The organism is Pseudomonas sp. Emmai, from assembly GCF_055179735.1.
In genome coordinates, this window is the sequence record NZ_CM143685.1 from 1863025 (window position 1) to 1878829 (window position 15805).

Consider the following 15805-nt stretch of genomic DNA (forward strand, 5'->3'; position numbering starts at 1 on the left):
TTTGAAAGTCCTCTTAAGCGGTGCGAAGCGTGCCTGCCAACTCAGTCGGCAAGGCATCGACGGCGGCGCGAGTGGCGCGGCGGTCGCTGTTCAAAGGGATGTCGTAAGTGATGCGTGCGCCATAGGCGCCGGGGGCATGCGGATCGAGGCGAACCTTGTCGAACACCAGCAAACGGGTGCCGAGGCTGAACCCTTCGGACAGGTCATGGGTGACCATGAACACTGTCAGTCGGGTCTCGCGCCACAACTCCAGCAGCAGAACGTGCATGTCTTTGCGGATGCCCGGATCGAGGGCACCGAAGGGTTCGTCGAGCAGCAACACGCGCGGCTTCATGATCAATGCCTGGGCGATGGCCAACCGTTGTTGCATGCCGCCGGAGAGCTGCGCCGGGTACTTGTCCAGCGAGTGGCCGAGGCCGACTTTGTGCAGCAGCACCGAGGCTTGTTCCCGGGCATCCTTTTTCGCACTGCCGAACAGACGCCCGAGCAGCGGCGAGCGGGGCAGTTCGAGGCCGAGGGCGACGTTGTCCAGCACCGTCAGATGCGGGAACACCGAGTAGCGCTGGAACACCACGCCACGGCTGGCATCCGGCTCGCCGGCCAGGGCCTGGCCGTCGAGCAGGATCTCGCCGCGACTGGCTTTTTCCTGGCCCAGCAACAGGCGCAGGAAGGTCGATTTGCCGCAACCCGACGCGCCGACCAAGGTGCAAAACTCACCTTCGTTGACGCTCAGGTTCAGACCTTCAAGAACAACCTGATCGGCGTATTGCTGCCAGACGTTTTTCACCGTGATGAAGCTCATGCGCGGGCTCCTTCATACCAAGGGAAGGCCCGTTGGGTCAGGCGCTTGAGGCCCCAATCCATCAGCCAGGCGAGGAGGGTGATCCACACCACGTAGGGCAAGATCACATCCATCGCCAGGTAGCGGCGAACCAGGAAAATCCGGTAACCGAGGCCGTCCGTGGAGGCGATGGCTTCGGCGGCGATCAGGAACAGCCACGCCGAACCGAGCATCAGCCGCAACGAGATCAGCAGGCGCGGCAACAATTGCGGCAGCACCACCCGCAGCATCAGCGTCCAGGTCGAAGCGCCCAAGGTCTGCGCCTTGATCAGCAACTCGACGGGGATTTCCCGCGCACGCTGTTCCAGATCCCGGGCCAGCGCCGGGGTGATGCCGATCACGATCAGCATCACTTTCGACAACTCGCCCAGGCCGAAGACGATGAACAGAATCGGCAGGATCGCCAGCGGCGGCACCATCGACAGCACCGTCAGCAGCGGCGACAACGGCGCGCCGAACAGCGGCAACGTCCCGGCTGCCATGCCCAGGCACAACCCGGCCAAGGCGCTGATGCCGAGGCCGATCGCCAGCCGTCGCAGGCTGGACGCGCTGTCTTGCCAGAGCAGGTAGTCGCCGGTGCGGCTGTCGGCGACGAAGGCCAGGCGTTTCACCGCATCGGTCATTTGCACGGCGCTGGGCAGCAGCTTGTCGTTGGGGTTGTCCGTCAGCCGCTCGGCCGAGCCCAGGAAGTAGGCGAGCAGCACCAGGGCGAACGGCAGGATCACCAACAGCAAGCGACTCGGGCGATCCGGGTGGCGATTGATCAGGCGCATGGCCAAGTCCTCCAGTCTTACAACTTGGCGTCGGCAGCCATCTGCACGTAGCTCGGGTCGAAGCGCAGCTTGAGGTTGGCCTTGTCGCCGCTGGTCACGCCGTTGGCGAACGCCATGCCCACGGCGCTGGTGTCCTTGGCGCCTTCACCCAGCAAGCCGTGCTGGAAGGAAAACTCGGCGACCTTGCGCATGGTTTCCGGCAGTTGCTTGCTGGTGGAAAACGCCAGGGCTTCCTGCGGGGTGGAGAACAATTTGGTGGTGTCGAGTTGCGACTGGAAACCCGCCAGATCGGTGCCCGAGGCTTTGGCCATGTGCTCGAGAGCGGCTTTGCTCGCGGCGTTCTTGGCGTTCATCAACTCGACCACTTCAAACCAGGCGCCGGTCAGGGCTTTGCCCAGGGCCGGGTTGTCTTTGAGGGTGGCGCTGTTGACCACCATCATGTCCATGATTTCGCCGGGGATCTGGCTGGAGTTGAAGACTTCGGTCACACCGGGCTTGGCTTTGATGTCCGAGAGCATCGGGTTCCAGGTGGTGACGGCGTTGACCTGGTCGGTGTTGAAGGCGGCCGAGATGTCGGCGTCGGAGGTGTTGACCACTTTCAGGTCTTTCTCGGTGAGATCGACCGAATCCAGGGCCCGGGCCAGCAGGTAGTGCGAGACCGACAGTTCCACCAGATTGACGTCCATGCCCTTGAGGTCGGTAACTTTCTTGCCTTCGCCCTTGAGCACGACGCCGTCGTTGCCGTTGGAGAAATCGCTGACGATCAGTGCGGTGCTGTCCACGCCACCGGCCGCCGGAATGGTCAGCGCATCCATGTTGGTCATGGTGCAGCCGTCAAACTGACCGGCGGTGTATTGATTGATGGATTCGACGTAGTCGTTGAGCTGCACCACATCGATCTTGATCCCGTACTTCTTCGCCCATTTGTCGACGATGCCTTGGCTGCCGGCGTATTCCCAGGGCATCCAGCCGGCATAGATCGTCCAGCAGACGCTGAAGTGGTCTTTCTGGGCGGCGTGGGACGAGACGCTGACGAGGGCGGCAAACACGGCGGCGAGCAGGGCGGGTAAACGAAGTCGGGTCATGGGATGGTTCTCCAGTTGATCAAGGGCGGGCAGGAGTCAACGCGGCACCGCGAACGGTGGCTTGTCTCCCGGGCTTTTGTCCCGCCGTGTAACCTCAACTGGAGGTCGCCAACTCTCGGACCAGCCACTCGCTTAAGCGAGCCGGAACCCTAGTCAGCCATTGCAAATTGTGGTGCCGCGAACCTGTGATGACTCCTGCACGCTTTTACTAAAGCGAGAGCCGTGCCAAGTCCGCGCAAAGCGTCTGGGCTGGGGCATGACGGCGAATGACGGGCGGGAGAGGGCGTGTGATTGCTTTGTCATGGTGCAGCGGCGCACCGCAATGGGCCGCTGATCAGAAGGTTTTGGCCGGCGCGCACTCGGTGTCGGTTTCACAGTCAAAACAGGTGCGAGTCGGGCCTGTGCCGACTGCTGTCGCGGGTCTTTCAGGAGGCCGCCATGGTTTATCAAAAACTGCTTCGTCGATTATTGCTGGGCGCGGTGTTGGGCCTGGGCTTGTCCGGTTGCTATTACTACGCTGGCACTGCGGACGTGTACGCCACACCGTATTACTACCCCGGCTATTACTACTCGCCTTATTACTACGGCTATTCCTACCCTCGGTACTACGGTCGCTATCGCTACTATTACTACGGCAACCACGGGTATTACGGTGGTCACGGGCCGGGCTATTACCACGGCGGTGGCGGTCGCTACGGTCGCCATTGATCAGCACGGCGCCGCCATTGAGGGCGGCGCCGTTTTTTCAGGGCAAAGATGAAAAACCTTTCATCGGCGAGTTGTTTCAATGTGTTTCATGAACGCACCAGATTCCGAAATCGATGTCTGATCTTTCGACAGTCGCCAACAATTGACTGTCGCCTGCCAGCGTCGCTGGTGTGGCTCACCCGCGGTCCAGGAGGCCGCCATGTATCGTCGAATTCTTATGCTGGTCGTGTTGAGTTTGTCCCTTGGTGCATGCGTTCCCTATTCCTACGGAGATGGAGGCAGCTACTACAGTTCTGAGGTCTACTCGTCCCCTGCGCCGGCTTATTACTCGGGCGGTGGCAGCTACTACTCGGCACCACGCTATTACCAACCTGCACCGCGTTACTACCAGCCGGCTCCCCGTTATTACTCGGCGCCGCGTTATTACCAGCCGCAGCCGCGCTATTACCAGTCCCACAACCGTGGCTGGCAAGGGCATGATCGGGGCGGTTGGGATGGTCGCAACCGGGGCAACTGGGACAATGACCGCGGTGGTCGTGGTGGTCGAGGCGACCACCGAGGCGGGCGTGGCGATCATGACGGTCGCGATGGCCGGGGCAATCACCGTTAATCAGCAGCGATAAAAAAAGCGGCGCATCAAGCGCCGCTTTTTTTGTGCCTGGATTTCAGTAATCCGACAAATCCGCCAACGGATGCCGACCTTCCCACACCTTATGGAAATGCGCCTCGACCACCGCATCCGGCACGTTATTGATGTCCGGCCAGTGCCAGCGCGGCTTCTGGTCCTTGTCGATCAACCGCGCCCGCACCCCTTCGCTGAATTCGGGGTGACGGCAGCAGTTGAGGCTCAGGGTGTATTCCATCTGAAAGACTTCAGCCAGCGACAGATGCCGGGCCCGGACGATTTGTTCCCAGACCAGATGAGCGGTCACGGGTGAACCTTCGGTCATGGTCTTCGCCGCGCGGCTGAGCTGCGGATCGGTGGAGTCGCGCAGATGGCTGATGGCTTTCCAGGCGCAGCGCACATCGCTGACATCCAGCAGTTCGTCGATCTGCTGGCGGCGCGGCAGCCATTGCGCTTCGGGCATCTGTGCGACGGCTTCCTGCTGCAACGCCTTGAGCAGGCTGTTGAGCTGCATCGAGGTCTGTTCCTGCCAGTTCAATTGCAGCAGGCCTTCGACCAGTTCTTCTTGCTGTTCTTCGAGCAGGAAGCGGTCCGCCAGATCCAGGTCGATCGCATCCCGCGCGTTCATATGCGCGCCGGTCAGGCCGAGAAACAACCCGAGCTTGCCCGGCAACCGCGACAGGAACCAACTGGCGCCGACGTCCGGGTACAAACCGATGCTGATTTCCGGCATCGCCAAGCGGCTGCTCGGCGTGACAATCCGGATGCTCGCGCCTTGCAGCAGGCCCATGCCGCCGCCGAGGACGTAGCCGTGGCCCCAGCAGATCAGCGGTTTAGGGTAGGTGTGCAGCTTGAAGTCCAGGCGATATTCCGCGGCAAAGAATTGCGCGGCCAGGGGCGGTACTTCCCCGGGATGATTGCGACAGGCTTCGACCAGGCTGCGCACTTCGCCGCCGGCGCAGAAGGCCTTGGCGCCGTTGCCGCGCAGCAGGACGCAGACGATTTGCGGATCCTTGGCCCAGGCGTCCATCTGATCGCGCAGGGCGTTGATCATTGGCAGGGAGAGGGCATTCAACGACTGTTCGGCATCCAGGCTGGCGATGCCGATGCGCGCGCCGTCGGTGCCGGTGAGTTCTTCGAAGTGCAGATTCATCGTGACCTCGATCGGGAATTTGAGCGTTCAGTATGATCGCATTGCAGGAAAGTGCCGGTTCTGTGTCAGATCAATTGACAAGCCTGCCCAGCTTTCCTAGGGTTCGCCCCATTGTTTTTGCCGGGTATGACCATGACTGCTGACGACCGTATCAAACTCGAACCGAGCTGGAAGGAGGCACTGCGTGCTGAGTTCGACCAGCCCTACATGGCAGAGTTGCGCTCATTCCTGCAACAGGAGCGCGCGGCGGGCAAGGAAATCTATCCCCCAGGCCCGATGATCTTCAACGCGCTCAACTCGACGCCGCTGGACAAGGTCAAAGTCGTCATCCTCGGCCAGGACCCGTATCACGGCCCGGGCCAGGCCCATGGCTTGTGCTTCTCGGTGCAACCGGGCGTGCCGGCGCCGCCGTCGCTGGTGAACATCTATAAAGAGTTGAAGCGCGACCTGAACATCGACATCCCGAGCCATGGCTGTCTGCAAAGCTGGGCCGACCAGGGCGTGCTGATGATCAACACCACCATGACCGTCGAGCGCGCCAACGCCAATGCACACAAGGACAAGGGCTGGCAGTACTTCACCGATCGGATCATTGAAGTGGTCAGCGAACATCAGCCGCATCTGGTGTTCATGCTGTGGGGCGCCCATGCCCAGAGCAAGCAGAAACTCATCGATGCCACCAAGCACCTGGTGCTGACCTCGGTGCATCCGTCACCGTTGTCCGCTTATCGTGGTTTTCTGGGGTGTGGGCACTTCAGCCGGACCAACAAGTTTCTGGAACAGAATGGCGAGACGCCGATTGAATGGCGGTTGCCGCCGGTCGCGTAATGATCGTTCCCACGCTCCGCGTGGTAACGCCTCATTGGGCGCTCCGCGTCCGCTTTGGGACGCGGAGCGTCCCGGGCTGCATTCCCACGCAGAACGTGGGAACGATCAGGGTAGGGGGGAATCCGGCGCTCGATTCCAATACTTGAACAACGGCTCCGCCAGAAACAATACGAACAACAGCCGCATCACCTGCATTGCCGTCACCAGCGGCACCGACAATTGCAGCGTCTCCGCCGTCAAACTCATCTCCGCAATCCCGCCGGGCATCATGCCCAGCGTCAGTGAGCGCAAATCCAGATGGGTCAGCGCACTCAACCCCAAGGCCGCCGCCGTGGCGATCAACATGGTCAACACCGTGCCGATCAACGTCCGCCCCATAAAGGACGGCGCCCGGCGGAAGAACTGCCGATTGAAGTGACACCCCAACCCGCTGCCAATCAGCCACTGGCCAATCTGGCTGCCACCGTTGGGCAACCCAATGTGCAGGTCCCAACCAATACTCACCGCGGCACTGACCAGTAATGGCCCGAACAGCCACGGATTGGGTTGACGCAAGCGCTGCCAGCCCCAGGCGAGCAGGGCGCCCGCCGGGAACAGCATCGCCAGCCAGCGCCAATCAACCACCGTGGCATGCCCGATTGGCGTACCGTCCCCCAGCAAATACTTGAACGCCGCTGGCACACACAGCACCACCACCAATACCCGCAAACTCTGCCCCGCCGCGACCCGGCTGAGCACCGCGCCATTGCGCGCGCCGAGGTTGACCATCTCCCCGGAGCCCCCCGGCATGCTGGAAAAGAATGCAGTGGCGCGATCCTCCCCGGTACGCCGCATCAACCAGACCCCGACCACACTGGACAGGCTGGTGACCAGCGCACCGAAGAAGATCAAGCCGAAGTGGCTCAGCACCTGCTCCATCACCACCGGGGTGAAGTGCAGGCCGATGCCGATGCCGACGATCCACTGCCCGCACTTGCGTCCGCCCGGGATTTCCGCCAATTGCCAGGGCGTGAGGCAGCGCACCAGGATGATCGCCAGCAACGAGCCGACCATCCACGGCAACGGCCAGCCGACCTGGCTGGCGAGGTAACCGCCGAGCAGGCCGACCAGCGGTGTTCCCCACCAGGTTTTGAACGGACGATCAGACATCGGCGATAGCGCGCCGGGAGGCCGAACGTTTGCGCCAGATCCGGATGATTGGCATCAGCAGCATGATTGCGGTCAGCACCCAGACACCAAACGTGATCGGGCTGGACCAGAGAATCTCCAGCGCACCGTTGGAAATTGACAGCGCACGACGCAGGTTTTGCTCCATCAAGCCGCCGAGGATGAACCCCAGCAGGACCGGCGACAACGGGAAGTCCAGCTTGCGCAGGAGGTAACCGAAGATGCCGATGCCGACCATCAGGAACAGGTCGAACGTGGTGGCGTGCACCGCGTAGACGCCGATCCCGGTAATGATCGCGATCACCGGCACCAGCGCCCAGTTGGGTACGGCGAGGATGCGAGTGAAGATGCGGATCATCGGGATGTTAAGGATCACCAGCATGATGTTGGCGACGAACAACGATGCGATCAGGCCCCAGACGATGTCCGGTTGTTGCTGGAACAGCAGCGGCCCCGGGGTGATGTTGTACAGCGACAGTGCGCCGATCATCACCGCGGTGGTGCCCGAGCCTGGAACGCCAAGGGTCAGCATCGGCACCAGTGCACCACACGCTGCGCCGCCGATGGCGGTTTCCGGCGCTGCGAGGCCGCGCATGTCGCCCTGACCGAAGGTGCCTTTGGCGCCGGCAATGCGTTTCTCGGTCATGTAGGCCACGGCGCTGGCCAGCGTCGCGCCGGCACCGGGCAACACGCCCATGATAAAGCCCAGCACGCCGCAACGAATGTTCACCACGAACACCGCCGAGGCTTCCTTGAAGTTGAACATCATGCGGCCGGTGGCTTTCACCGCTTCCTGGCCGTGGTGGGTTTTTTCCAGCAGCAGGAGGATTTCGCTGATGGAGAACAGGCCCAGTACCAACACGACGAACTGGATGCCGTCGGTCAGGTGGATGTTGTCCCCGGTGAAGCGGTACACACCACTGTTGGCGTCGATGCCGACCGTCGACAGAAACAGACCGATCAGCGCCGCAATAAACGTTTTCAGCGGACGATCACCCGCCATACCGCCCAGGCAGACAATCGCAAACACCATCAACACGAAGTATTCCGCCGGTCCAAAGGCAATCGCCCATTTCGCCAGCAACGGGGCGAACAGCACCATGCCGCAGGTGGCGATAAACGCGCCGATGAACGAACTCCATGCCGACAACGACAGCGCTACACCGGCCAGGCCTTTGCGGGCCATCGGGTAACCGTCGAGGGTGGTCATCACGGTGGACGCTTCACCGGGTATGTTCAGCAGGATCGAGCTGATCCGGCCGCCATATTCGCAACCCAGGTACACCGCCGCCAGCAGGATCAGTGCTGATTCCGGTGGCAGGCCGAGGGCGAATGCGATCGGGATCAACAACGCCACGCCGTTGATCGGGCCCAGGCCCGGCAGCAGGCCGACCACGGTGCCAATGAGCGTGCCGCACAGTGCGGTCACCAGGTTGTACGGGGTCAGCGCGACGCCAAATCCGTGCCCCAAATAGCCAAGAGTATCCATATCAGTTCTCCAGAACGTCGAGCACGCCTAAGGGCAGCGGCACGTCCATCACCTTGTCGAACAGCAAATAAAGACCGATCGCCATCAGGCTGATGATCACCACGCTGGGCAGCCAGCGGCCGCCGTACAGGCGGGCCATCGGAATCCCGATCAGGATGCTTGCGACAATGAAACCAAGGGGTTCGAAGGTCCCCGCGAACACTAGCAGCAGCACCACGCAGATACCGATTTTGGTCAGGGTCTCGCGGTCCATCGGTGGTTCGTCAGGGTTGTGTTTGATCTGTGCGGGACGAAACACCATGTACAACAGCGCCACGCCCATCAGGGCCAGCATCAACAAAGGGAAGGCCCGTGGCCCCACCGGTTCGTAGGAAAAAGCCGCTTGGTATGGCCACGCCATCAGCGCCAGGCCGACACAGGCCGCCAGCAACACCGAAGCAAAAATGCGTTGTAAGAGCATGAGGAACTCCTGTGCCGCGACCCCGCGAAAACGGGGTCGCAGCCGCTAGACAGAGACGATCACTGGATCAGGCCGAACTCTTTGGCCAGCACTTTGTAGTCCGCGACTTGCTTCTTCACGTAGGTGTCCAGTTCCGTGCCGGTCATGGCGAACGGGAACAGCTCACGCTGGTCGCGCAGCTTGGCGAAATCCTCGGAAGCCAGCAGTTTGTCGAAGGCGTCTTTCCACCAGGCGTAGTCTTCGTCGCTGACCTTCGGCCCGAGGTAGAAGCCGCGAACCACTGGCCAGACGATGTCGTAGCCTTGCTCCTTGGCCGTCGGGATGTCCTTCATTTCCGGCTCGTCCAGACGCTTGTCGGAGAACACCGCCAGCAGGCGCATGTCGCCGCTCTGGATGTGCGGCATGGAGTCGGAAATGTCGGTGCTGCCGACCTGGATGTGGCCGCCCAGCAGGGCGGTGGCGATTTCACCGCCGCCTTCGAGGGCGACATAACGCAGGTCGCGCGGGTTGATCCCGGCGGCCTTGGCGATCAGTGCGGTTTGCATCCAGTCCTGGCTGCCGACAGTGCCGCCGGAACCGATCACCACTTTGCTCGGATCTTTCTTCAGCGCTTGAACGAGATCGTCGAGGGTCTTGTAAGGCGAATCGCTTTTCACCGCGATGGCGCCGTAGCTGGTGCCGACCGCGGCCAGCCAACGCACGTTGGTTTCATCGAAACGCCCGAACTTGCCTTGGGCCAGGTTCAGCAGCGAACCGCTGGACCACGCCACCAGCGTGCCGGCATCCGCCGGGCGCTGGGCGACCACCGCGTTGTACGCCACCGCGCCGACACCGCCGGGCATGTAGGTCACGCGCATCGGTTTGGTCAGCAGTTTTTCATTCACCAGCGCGCTTTGCGCCAGTTTGCAGGTCAGGTCGAAACCGCCGCCGGGGGCGGCCGGGGCGATGCATTCCGGGCGCTTGGGCTCGGCCATCAGTTGGCCGGCGAACAGCAGGGCGCTGGCGGTCAGAGCAACTTTACGCAGTGATAAGTTCATTCAAGTCTCCTTGGGAGTTGTTGTTATGGATGTACTGAATTACCAAAGTGCAACGCTATAGCTCACCAGCAGACGCACTTCATCGGCATCGCGAGCGGAGTAGTTGGAACGGTAGGTGGCATTACGCAGGCGCACGGCGACGTCCTTGAGCGCGCCGCTTTGTACAACATATTTGATCTCGGTGTTGCGCTCCCACTCTTTGCCTTCGTCACCGTTCTTGAGCTTGATGTTGTCACCGCTCAGGTAACGGCTCATGAAACTCAGGCCGGGGATGCCGAGTTTGGCGAAGTCGAAGTCGTAGCGTGCCTGCCAGGAATGTTCTTCGGCACCGGCAAAGTCGTTGATCTGTACAAAGTTGACCAGGTACGGGTCGGCGCCATCGATATACGGGAACGCACTGTCGCCGGACATGTGCTGATAACCGGCGCTGAATTTATGCCCGCTCAAGGCATAGCTCACCAGGCCGTTGAGGGATTTGTTGTCGATCTTGCCGCCACGGGCCGCGCCCTGGTCATCACTGATCGCCAGTCGCAAGTCGGTGCCGAAAGTGCCCGGGCCGAACGGTTGCGAGGCGACCACGCCGAGGAAGTGCTGGTTATAGACTTCATCGAGTTGCGCGAAGTGGTAGCTGCCGGTGATCTTGTCGGTGAACTTGTAGTCCACGCCGCCAAAATCGAAGTGCTTGCCGGCGGCCGTGCCGGCGAAACGGCTGTTCTTGTTGTTGAGGGCAATGTCTTCGAAATCGGTGCTGTCGCGGTCCTTGGCTTTCTCCAGTCGGCCACCGGTGAAGGTCAGGTTCTTGATCTCTTTGGAGGTCAGCAGGCCGCCTTCAAAGGTCTGCGGCAGGATGCGTCCGTCGTTGGGCTTGAGGATCGGCAGTTCCGGAATCAGGCTGCCGATTTTCAGTTCGGTGGCGGAGATTTTTACTTTGCCGGTCAGGCCCAGCTTGGAGTACTCGTCGGCGGCGCGGCCGTCATCATGGGTCGGCAACAAGCCGGTGCCGGTGCGGTCGGGACTCGAGTCGAGCTTGACCCCCAGCATGCCCAGCGCATCGACCCCGAACCCCACGGTGCCGTCGGTGTAACCCGATTGCAGATTGAGCAGGAAACCCTGGGCCCATTCGTCACGCTTGGATTGCTGGGCGCTGGTGCCGTCGCGAAAGTCGCGGTTGAAATACATGTTGCGGGTTTCAAGGGTTGCCGTACTGTCTTCGAAGAAGGCAGCCTGGCTCAACGGCGAAAAGCCGGCGAAGGCGGCGGCACTGGCAAGGACGGTCTGGCTGAGGCGGGAAAAACGAACAGGCGGGCGAGCCTGAAGCTGCATGGACTGCATCGTGAAGTACTCCGTTTATTGTTCTTATTGGCGAAAACGCTTCGAGGCGTTTTTCGTGTTCACTAGTGCGCTAGCGACGGCCAGTTAAGACTGTCCGTGGCTGGACTCTAACCGGCCAACCTTTCGCTAACCTTTCAACTGACTTTCACGGTTTTCGGGCTTCACAGCGGCGGATGCGGCTGTAAACTCCGCGGCAAAGAATGGCGTCGACCATCCCTGAATGAGGTAAAAAGCCATGCGTGTCCTGCTCGTCGAAGACCACCTGCAGCTCGCCGAAAGTGTCGCCCAGGCGCTCAAGAGCACGGGTCTGACCGTGGATGTGCTGCACGACGGCGTGGCGGCCGACCTGGCCTTGAGCAGCGAGGAATACGCCATGGCGATCCTCGACGTCGGCCTGCCACGAATGGATGGTTTCGAAGTGCTGGCGCGTTTGCGAGCCCGAGGCAAGAACCTGCCGGTGTTGATGCTGACCGCGCGCAGCGACGTCAAGGATCGGGTTCACGGCCTTAATCTGGGCGCCGACGATTACCTGGCCAAGCCGTTCGAATTGACCGAACTCGAGGCCCGGGTCAAAGCCTTGCTGCGCCGTAGCGTGCTCGGCGGCGAGCGTCAACAGCGCTGCGGCGTGCTGGCCTATGACCTCGACACCCGGCGCTTCACCCTCGGCGAAGAATTGCTGACCCTGACTTCTCGCGAGCAGGCAGTGCTTGAAGCTTTGATCGCTCGTCCCGGTCGGGTGATGAGTAAGGAGCAATTGGCTTCTCAAGTGTTTGGCCTGGACGAAGAGGCCAGCCCCGACGCCATCGAAATCTACGTCCACCGTTTGCGCAAGAAACTCGACGGCCAACCCGTGGCGATCGTGACCTTCCGCGGCCTCGGCTATTTGCTGGAAAGCCGCGATGCATAAGCCGAGCAGCCTGCGCTGGCGGTTGCTGTGGAATCTGGCGTTGCTGCTGGTGGTGTTGATGCTGGCCAGTGGTTTGAGCGCTTATTGGAACGGTCGCGAAGCCGCCGACACGGCGTATGACCGGACCTTGCTGGCCTCGGCGCGGACCATCGCCGCCGGGGTCTCCCAGCGCGACGGCACCCTCAGCGCCGACGTGCCTTACGTGGCGCTCGATACGTTCGCCTACGACAGCGCCGGGCGAATCTTTTATCTGGTCAACGACATCCACCAGAACCTGATCTCCGGCTACGAAAACCTGCCACCACCACCACCGGGTACGCCGCGCACCGATGACTATCCGGCGCTGGCGCGTTTCTACAACGCCGTTTATCGCGGGCAGAACGTGCGCGTGGTGAGCCTGCTCAAACCCGTCAGCGAGCCGAATATGAACGGCATGGCGGAAATCCGTGTTGCGGAAACCGACGAGGCGCGGGTCAGCATGGCCCGCAGTCTGGCGGCGGATACGCTGCTGCGCCTGGGGATGTTGGCGATTGGTGCGTTGCTGCTGGTGTGGTTTGCGGTCAGTGCCGCTTTACGGCCGCTGGAGCGCCTGCGCACGGCGGTGGAAGAGCGCCAGCCCGACGATTTGCGTCCCTTGCCGTTGGTAGAAGTGCAGCATGAACTGTGGCCATTGGTGCGGGCGCTCAATCACTTTACCGAGCGTCTGCGCGGGCAGTTCGAGCGTCAGGCGCAATTTATCGCCGATGCCGCCCATGAATTACGCACGCCGTTGGCGGCGCTCAAGGCGCGTCTTGAACTGGGCTTGCGCGCCAGCGAACCGCAAACCTGGCGCAGTACGTTGGAGACGGCCGCCCAGAGCACGGATCGCCTGACCCATCTGGCTAACCAGTTGCTGTCCCTGGCGCGGGTCGAAAATGGCGCGCGGGCGATTGCCGAGGGTGGTGCACAGCTGCTGGACCTGAGCCAGTTGGCTCGGGAACTGGGCATGGCCATGGCACCACTGGCCCACGCGCGCGGCGTGGCACTGGCGCTGGAAGCGGACGAACCAGTGTGGTTGCGCGGTGAACCGACGTTGTTAAACGAATTGCTGAGCAATCTGGTGGACAACGCCCTGGCCCACACACCGCCGGGCGGCAATGTGATCCTGCGCGTAACGGCACCCGCCGTGTTGGAGGTTGAGGACGACGGGCCGGGCATTCCCCTGGAAGAGCGCGATCGGGTATTCGAGCGCTTTTACCGGCGTAATCAGCAGGTCGCGGGGTCCGGGTTGGGGTTGGCGATTGTGGGGGAGATTTGCCGCGCGCATTTGGCGCAGATCAGCCTTCACGACGGGGAGCGTGCGGGGTTGAAGGTGAGGGTGAGTTTTATTGCGGGGGAGTGAGGGTGTTTGTGCCGGCCTCTTCGCGGGCAAGCCTCGCTCCTGCAGAGGGCTCGTTGCGTCTGTAGGAGCAAGGCTTGCCCGCGAAGGCCGCAACTCGGTCTCGATTAATAAAACATCGACCTGGATTCTTCCAGCTCCAGGCACATCGGCTCGTTCTCGGGATCAATCCCCAGCTTCTTGAAGGCCGGCACACTGAACGCGTCGATGCGCGCCAGCGGGTGGTCGGTGCCTTTGTGGCAATACAGGCTGGCGACCTGCACCAGGTCGACATAATCAACCTTTGCGGACTCACGCTTGAAGTCCAGATACTGGCCCGGCAATTTCACCAGCATTTCCGGAAACTCCCAGACGCTGAGCAGTTTATCGCCCAGCAGCGGATGAATGCGGTCGATCACATGATTGAGGCTGACCGGGTCCGAGAGCAGTTCGTAGTGATCTTCGGCGTACGTCAGGATCGGCAGCACCCCAATCTGATGCACCAGACCGCCCAAGGCTGCCTGATCCGGTTTGAGCTGGGTGTAACGGCGGCACAGGGCATAACTGATCCCGGCGATTTCAAGGCTTTTGCGCCAGACATCGCGCATTTTCTGCTCTACCACCTCGGAACTGGCGTGGAAGATTTGCTCCATCACCAGGCCGATGGCCAGGTTGCTGCTGTAATTCACGCCCAGCCGGGTGATGGCGGTGTGCAGGTCGGTGACTTCCTGGGTCGCCCGCAGCAACGGGCTGTTGACCACTTTGATCAGGCGCGCCGACAGTGCGGTATCGCGGCCAATCACCTTACTCAAGGTGCTAACGCTGATTTCCGGATCTTCAGCGGCCTTGCGAATCCGCAGGGCCACTTCCGGTAATGTTGGCAGAACCAGGTCATCGTTATCGATGGCCTCAACCAAATCCTGTTGGACCTTATCCGCCAGCTCACTCATTTCTGTTCTCTAGGGTCTTGCAAAAAAATACTGCTCTCAGCGCTGGATTTCTTTATCGCGATCCAGCGTGTAGGGCAGGTCGAGCAGGTGCAGGGCAGGGCCTTCGAGCGCTGCCAGATGGATATCACCCGACTCTGCAGCTTCGGCTTGCAGCACCGCCAGGAGTTCAATGTTTAGTTCGCCGCGTGCGGCAATCACCACTTCGCCGATGGCGCTGCCGTGGCTTGGGGCAAACAGCTGGGTGCCGGGCTCAGGCAATTCATTGCCATCCAGCTTCAAGCGATACAAGCGACGCTTGAGTTTGCCCAGGTATTGCATGCGGGCGACGATTTCCTGGCCGGTGTAGCAGCCTTTCTTGAAACTCACGCCGCCGACGGCTTGCAGGTTGAGCATCTGCGGGATGAACAGCTCGCGGGTGCTCGGCATGACCTGGCCGATCCCTGCGCGGATCTGGCCCAGCAGCCATTGATTCAGCTCGCCTTCGGCCAGCAGGGTAGCGAGTTTGCCTTTGATCGCATCGGCTTGATCGGCAGCGACCCAAAGTTCCGCCCGCTCAGGCGATACACGAATGGCGATCAAGCCATCGTTACGCACAACACTGTCAGTGTCGGCCGGCAACTCAAGACCCAGGCTGCGCAATGCGGCATCGCCATGGTCGAGGCCCAGGCGCACCCAGGCGGCGCTTTCGTCGGTCAGTTTGGATTTGGAAAACACCGCGTATTTTTTCAGGTCCGCCAGTTGCGGCTCCAGCAGTTCGCTGGCCATGGCCAGGAGCACGCCATCGCCATCCAGCAGAATGCGGAAACTCGACTGCATCCGGCCTTTCTGGGTGCAGCGGGCACCGAGGCTGGCCTGGGTGTCACTCAGGTAATTGAGGTTGCAGGTCAGTTGGCCCTGCAGGAACTTGCCGGCATCCGCGCCGCGGACCGCGAGAACGCCTTCGTGTGACAGGGTGCAGAAAAAAGCAGAATCGGCCATGGGTCATCGCAGGGTAAAGAGTCTGGGGGACATCATAAGGGGGCGCCCATGAAATGGGTAGTTCACAAAAGGTCGGGAGGGCCGACCAAAGCCGACTGTTCGACCGTGCGCGGGG

The 15805-nt window shown here is 61.4% G+C and carries 16 protein-coding genes and 1 riboswitch; of the genes, 5 read left to right on the forward strand and 11 right to left on the reverse strand.

Annotation, left to right across the window (positions count from 1 at the left end):
* Window positions 1-13 precede the first annotated feature (13 nt).
* Genes ACY4LX_RS08345 through ACY4LX_RS08355 form a run of 3 tightly spaced genes read right to left on the reverse strand, consistent with a single transcriptional unit; the run spans window position 14 to window position 2699 of the window.
* Entirely contained in the window at window positions 14-802 is a 789-nt protein-coding gene (locus ACY4LX_RS08345; RefSeq protein WP_463259655.1) for an ABC transporter ATP-binding protein, read from the reverse strand.
* The gene (locus ACY4LX_RS08350; protein ID WP_054615877.1) at window positions 799-1614 is read right to left on the reverse strand and encodes an ABC transporter permease; all 816 of its coding nucleotides are present in this window, start codon (window positions 1612-1614) and stop codon (window positions 799-801) included. The genes ACY4LX_RS08345 and ACY4LX_RS08350 overlap by 4 nt, the downstream gene beginning before the upstream one ends.
* 17 nt (window positions 1615-1631) lie before the next feature.
* A complete protein-coding gene (locus tag ACY4LX_RS08355) occupies window positions 1632-2699 on the reverse strand; it encodes a putative urea ABC transporter substrate-binding protein (RefSeq protein WP_463259656.1) in 1068 nt (355 codons plus the stop codon).
* A 63-nt stretch (window positions 2700-2762) separates the two neighbouring features.
* A riboswitch (guanidine-I (ykkC/yxkD leader) is annotated at window positions 2763-2863 on the reverse strand.
* 274 nt (window positions 2864-3137) lie between these two features.
* Between ACY4LX_RS08355 and ACY4LX_RS08360 the strand changes: the two genes are divergently transcribed.
* Together ACY4LX_RS08360 and ACY4LX_RS08365 are read left to right on the forward strand one after the other, a co-directional pair.
* The gene (locus ACY4LX_RS08360; protein WP_149657199.1) at window positions 3138-3407 is read left to right on the forward strand and encodes a hypothetical protein; all 270 of its coding nucleotides are present in this window, start codon (window positions 3138-3140) and stop codon (window positions 3405-3407) included.
* A 199-nt stretch (window positions 3408-3606) separates the two neighbouring features.
* The gene (locus tag ACY4LX_RS08365; RefSeq protein ID WP_348132217.1) at window positions 3607-4017 is read left to right on the forward strand and encodes a hypothetical protein; all 411 of its coding nucleotides are present in this window, start codon (window positions 3607-3609) and stop codon (window positions 4015-4017) included.
* 55 nt (window positions 4018-4072) lie between these two features.
* On the opposite strand, the gene ACY4LX_RS08370 is transcribed toward ACY4LX_RS08365, so the two are convergent.
* Window positions 4073-5185: an enoyl-CoA hydratase/isomerase family protein gene (locus ACY4LX_RS08370; RefSeq protein WP_348132214.1), complete on the reverse strand. Its 1113-nt coding sequence runs from the start codon at window positions 5183-5185 to the stop codon at window positions 4073-4075.
* A gap of 132 nt (window positions 5186-5317) precedes the next feature.
* Here ACY4LX_RS08370 and ung point away from each other — a divergent pair, with 132 nt between their 5' ends.
* Window positions 5318-6013: a uracil-DNA glycosylase gene (gene ung, locus ACY4LX_RS08375; protein WP_149657196.1), complete on the forward strand. Its 696-nt coding sequence runs from the start codon at window positions 5318-5320 to the stop codon at window positions 6011-6013.
* 105 nt (window positions 6014-6118) lie between these two features.
* Here the strand turns inward: ung and ACY4LX_RS08380 are convergent, their stop codons facing one another.
* From ACY4LX_RS08380 to ACY4LX_RS08400, 5 genes are read right to left on the reverse strand one after another with little or no spacing between them, the layout of a single operon-like run.
* Window positions 6119-7162, reverse strand: a complete 1044-nt coding sequence (locus ACY4LX_RS08380; RefSeq protein ID WP_149657195.1) for an AbrB family transcriptional regulator — start codon at window positions 7160-7162, stop codon at window positions 6119-6121.
* A complete protein-coding gene (locus ACY4LX_RS08385) occupies window positions 7155-8669 on the reverse strand; it encodes a tripartite tricarboxylate transporter permease (RefSeq protein ID WP_149657194.1) in 1515 nt (504 codons plus the stop codon). Before ACY4LX_RS08385 ends, ACY4LX_RS08380 begins: the two co-directional genes overlap by 8 nt.
* Before the next feature lies 1 nt (window position 8670).
* Window positions 8671-9129: a tripartite tricarboxylate transporter TctB family protein gene (locus ACY4LX_RS08390; RefSeq protein WP_463259657.1), complete on the reverse strand. Its 459-nt coding sequence runs from the start codon at window positions 9127-9129 to the stop codon at window positions 8671-8673.
* 59 nt (window positions 9130-9188) lie between these two features.
* The gene (locus tag ACY4LX_RS08395; protein WP_463259658.1) at window positions 9189-10166 is read right to left on the reverse strand and encodes a Bug family tripartite tricarboxylate transporter substrate binding protein; all 978 of its coding nucleotides are present in this window, start codon (window positions 10164-10166) and stop codon (window positions 9189-9191) included.
* A 39-nt stretch (window positions 10167-10205) separates the two neighbouring features.
* Window positions 10206-11498, reverse strand: coding sequence for an OprD family porin (locus ACY4LX_RS08400; RefSeq protein ID WP_463259659.1), 1293 nt, complete (start codon window positions 11496-11498; stop codon window positions 10206-10208).
* A gap of 235 nt (window positions 11499-11733) precedes the next feature.
* On the opposite strand from ACY4LX_RS08400, the gene ACY4LX_RS08405 reads away from it, so the two are divergent.
* Together ACY4LX_RS08405 and ACY4LX_RS08410 are read left to right on the forward strand one after the other, a co-directional pair.
* Window positions 11734-12405, forward strand: a complete 672-nt coding sequence (locus ACY4LX_RS08405; RefSeq protein WP_054046730.1) for a response regulator — start codon at window positions 11734-11736, stop codon at window positions 12403-12405.
* A complete protein-coding gene (locus tag ACY4LX_RS08410) occupies window positions 12398-13786 on the forward strand; it encodes a sensor histidine kinase (RefSeq protein ID WP_463259660.1) in 1389 nt (462 codons plus the stop codon). The genes ACY4LX_RS08405 and ACY4LX_RS08410 overlap by 8 nt, the downstream gene beginning before the upstream one ends.
* 104 nt (window positions 13787-13890) lie before the next feature.
* Here the strand turns inward: ACY4LX_RS08410 and ACY4LX_RS08415 are convergent, their stop codons facing one another.
* Together ACY4LX_RS08415 and ygfZ are read right to left on the reverse strand one after the other, a co-directional pair.
* Window positions 13891-14712 (reverse strand): HDOD domain-containing protein, encoded by an 822-nt coding sequence (locus ACY4LX_RS08415; RefSeq protein WP_463259661.1) that lies wholly within the window; start codon window positions 14710-14712, stop codon window positions 13891-13893.
* Between the two features lie 36 nt (window positions 14713-14748).
* Complete coding sequence (gene ygfZ, locus ACY4LX_RS08420) at window positions 14749-15690, reverse strand: CAF17-like 4Fe-4S cluster assembly/insertion protein YgfZ (RefSeq protein WP_463259662.1); 942 nt, start codon at window positions 15688-15690, stop codon at window positions 14749-14751.
* Between the last annotated feature and the right edge of the window lie 115 nt (window positions 15691-15805).

What these genes read in the sequence shown, in the direction of transcription:
- ACY4LX_RS08345 (WP_463259655.1), bottom strand. Translation starts at nt 802, where the DNA reads ATGAGCTTCATCACGGTGAAAAACGTCTGGCAGCAATACGCCGATCAG.
- ACY4LX_RS08350 (WP_054615877.1), bottom strand. Translation starts at nt 1,614, where the DNA reads ATGCGCCTGATCAATCGCCACCCGGATCGCCCGAGTCGCTTGCTGTTG.
- ACY4LX_RS08355 (WP_463259656.1), bottom strand. Translation starts at nt 2,699, where the DNA reads ATGACCCGACTTCGTTTACCCGCCCTGCTCGCCGCCGTGTTTGCCGCC.
- ACY4LX_RS08360 (WP_149657199.1), top strand. Translation starts at nt 3,138, where the DNA reads ATGGTTTATCAAAAACTGCTTCGTCGATTATTGCTGGGCGCGGTGTTG.
- ACY4LX_RS08365 (WP_348132217.1), top strand. Translation starts at nt 3,607, where the DNA reads ATGTATCGTCGAATTCTTATGCTGGTCGTGTTGAGTTTGTCCCTTGGT.
- ACY4LX_RS08370 (WP_348132214.1), bottom strand. Translation starts at nt 5,185, where the DNA reads ATGAATCTGCACTTCGAAGAACTCACCGGCACCGACGGCGCGCGCATC.
- ung (WP_149657196.1), top strand. Translation starts at nt 5,318, where the DNA reads ATGACTGCTGACGACCGTATCAAACTCGAACCGAGCTGGAAGGAGGCA.
- ACY4LX_RS08380 (WP_149657195.1), bottom strand. Translation starts at nt 7,162, where the DNA reads ATGTCTGATCGTCCGTTCAAAACCTGGTGGGGAACACCGCTGGTCGGC.
- ACY4LX_RS08385 (WP_149657194.1), bottom strand. Translation starts at nt 8,669, where the DNA reads ATGGATACTCTTGGCTATTTGGGGCACGGATTTGGCGTCGCGCTGACC.
- ACY4LX_RS08390 (WP_463259657.1), bottom strand. Translation starts at nt 9,129, where the DNA reads ATGCTCTTACAACGCATTTTTGCTTCGGTGTTGCTGGCGGCCTGTGTC.
- ACY4LX_RS08395 (WP_463259658.1), bottom strand. Translation starts at nt 10,166, where the DNA reads ATGAACTTATCACTGCGTAAAGTTGCTCTGACCGCCAGCGCCCTGCTG.
- ACY4LX_RS08400 (WP_463259659.1), bottom strand. Translation starts at nt 11,498, where the DNA reads ATGCAGTCCATGCAGCTTCAGGCTCGCCCGCCTGTTCGTTTTTCCCGC.
- ACY4LX_RS08405 (WP_054046730.1), top strand. Translation starts at nt 11,734, where the DNA reads ATGCGTGTCCTGCTCGTCGAAGACCACCTGCAGCTCGCCGAAAGTGTC.
- ACY4LX_RS08410 (WP_463259660.1), top strand. Translation starts at nt 12,398, where the DNA reads ATGCATAAGCCGAGCAGCCTGCGCTGGCGGTTGCTGTGGAATCTGGCG.
- ACY4LX_RS08415 (WP_463259661.1), bottom strand. Translation starts at nt 14,712, where the DNA reads ATGAGTGAGCTGGCGGATAAGGTCCAACAGGATTTGGTTGAGGCCATC.
- ygfZ (WP_463259662.1), bottom strand. Translation starts at nt 15,690, where the DNA reads ATGGCCGATTCTGCTTTTTTCTGCACCCTGTCACACGAAGGCGTTCTC.